The organism is Nonomuraea sp. NPDC049141 (assembly GCF_040648415.1).
In the GTDB taxonomy this organism is placed as follows: domain Bacteria; phylum Actinomycetota; class Actinomycetes; order Streptosporangiales; family Streptosporangiaceae; genus Nonomuraea.
Genome location: NZ_JBEZDR010000179.1, coordinates 1 through 1,771, shown reverse-complemented (window position 1 = coordinate 1,771; position 1,771 = coordinate 1). Strand labels below are relative to the sequence as shown.

Genomic DNA, 1,771 nt, shown 5'->3' with positions numbered 1-1,771 from the left:
TCCGCGGCAGTGATGCCACGGTGGGCCGGGCCGCCTGGACCCGCGGGGCGACGGTGGCGCCGGCACCCTTCGCGGCGTACGTTGCGGCCTGCCTCAGGTGACCGAGTCCCTGGTTCAGCTCCACCTTGGCCAGCTGCCCCTGGGTCTTACGCCGCCCGATTCCAAACACGGTCCCACCTCCTGGGAGTTGTTCCTTCGTCATCCTCCACCTTCGGATGCCTCCGCACTGCCAGATCGGGCACATGGGAGGATCCGCATGGAACTGACCAACGACTGAGGAGTACCCGTGGCCGAGGCTGTCTACGCCACCTTGCACACCAACGCTGGCCCGATCCGGCTGGAGCTCTTCCAGAACCACGCCCCGAAGACCGTCAAGAACTTCGTCGACCTGGCGGAGGGCACCCGCGAATACACCGACCCGCGTACGGGTCAGCCGGGCAGCGGGCCGTACTACGACGGCACCATCTCGCACCGGGTGATCAGCGGCTTCATGATCCAGATGGGCGACCCGACCGGCACCGGTCGCGGTGGCCCGGGTTACAAGTTCGGTGACGAGTTTCACCCGGAGCTGCGCTTCGACCAGCCGTACCTGCTGGCGATGGCGAACGCCGGGCCGGGCACCAACGGCTCGCAGTTCTTCATCACCGTGTCGCCGACGCCGCACCTGAACAACCGGCACACCATCTTCGGGAAGGTGGCCGACGAGCAGTCGGTGAAGGTCGTCGACGCGATCGCCAACACCCCGACCGGCCCGAACGACCGGCCGTTGCAGGACGTCGTCATCGAGCGGGTCGAGATCGAGCGGAACGCTGCCTGAGCGGTCCGCGAGGTACCTTTGCCGACATGACTGAGCGCTCCGAGGGCCGGGACCGGTTGGTGGGTCGAGCGATCCGCGACGGCGGGCGCGCACGGTGAGCGAGTCCCCACCCACGACCCCGGTCTGCTACCGGCACCCGGGCCGCGAGACGTACGTGCGGTGCACCCGCTGCGACCGGCCGATCTGTCCGGACTGCATGCGGGAGGCGTCGGTCGGGTTCCAGTGCCCGGAGTGCGTGGCGGAGGGACGTCGTAGCGTGCGGCCGGCGCGTACCGCCTTCGGTGGCGGTGCCGCCGGCCGGCACGGCTACGTCACCAAGGCACTGATCGCGCTCAACGTGCTGATGATGCTGCTCTCCATCGCCAGCGACCGGGGCGGGGACGCGGCGATCGGCGGCTCCGGCTTCGGTGGCCTGATGGGCGGCAGCACCCCGCTGACCGACTGGGGCTCTGTGCTCGGCAACGCGATCTTCCCCGACGGCACGGTCGGCGGCATCGCCGAGGGCGAGTGGTACCGCCTGGTCACCGCGATGTTCCTGCACTACGGCGTGGTCCACCTGCTGCTGAGCACGTGGGCACTGTGGGTGCTCGGCCGGTACCTGGAGGCCAGCCTCGGGCCGCTGCGCTTCCTGGCGCTCTACCTGGTCGCCGGGCTGGGCGGCAACGTCGCCGCCTACCTGTTCAGCGCGGAGAACCAGCTCACCGCCGGAGCCTCCACGTCGATCTTCGGCCTGTTCGCCGCGCTGGTGGTCGTCGAACGGAAGATGGGCCGGGACATCTCCCAGGTGCTGCCCATCCTGGTGGTCAACCTGGTCTTCACGTTCACCGTGCCGAGCATCTCGATCCCCGGGCACCTGGGCGGCCTGGTGGTCGGCGCGCTGCTGGCGCTCGTGTTCGCGTACGCCCCGCGGTCGCGGCGGTCGCTGGTGCAGCTCGCGGGCGGCGCGGTGATCGT

The 1,771-nt window shown here is 69.7% G+C and carries 2 protein-coding genes; both read left to right on the top strand.

Translation table 11 applies throughout. The features are described 5' to 3' along the window. Positions 1-286 precede the first annotated feature (286 nt). The gene (locus AB0B91_RS65650) at positions 287-817 is read left to right on the top strand and encodes a peptidylprolyl isomerase (protein WP_089002899.1); all 531 of its coding nucleotides are present in this window, start codon (positions 287-289) and stop codon (positions 815-817) included. Between the two features lie 94 nt (positions 818-911). Beyond that, a partial coding sequence (locus tag AB0B91_RS65645) for a rhomboid family intramembrane serine protease (protein WP_358343141.1) occupies positions 912-1,771 on the top strand: 860 nt, incomplete at its 3' end.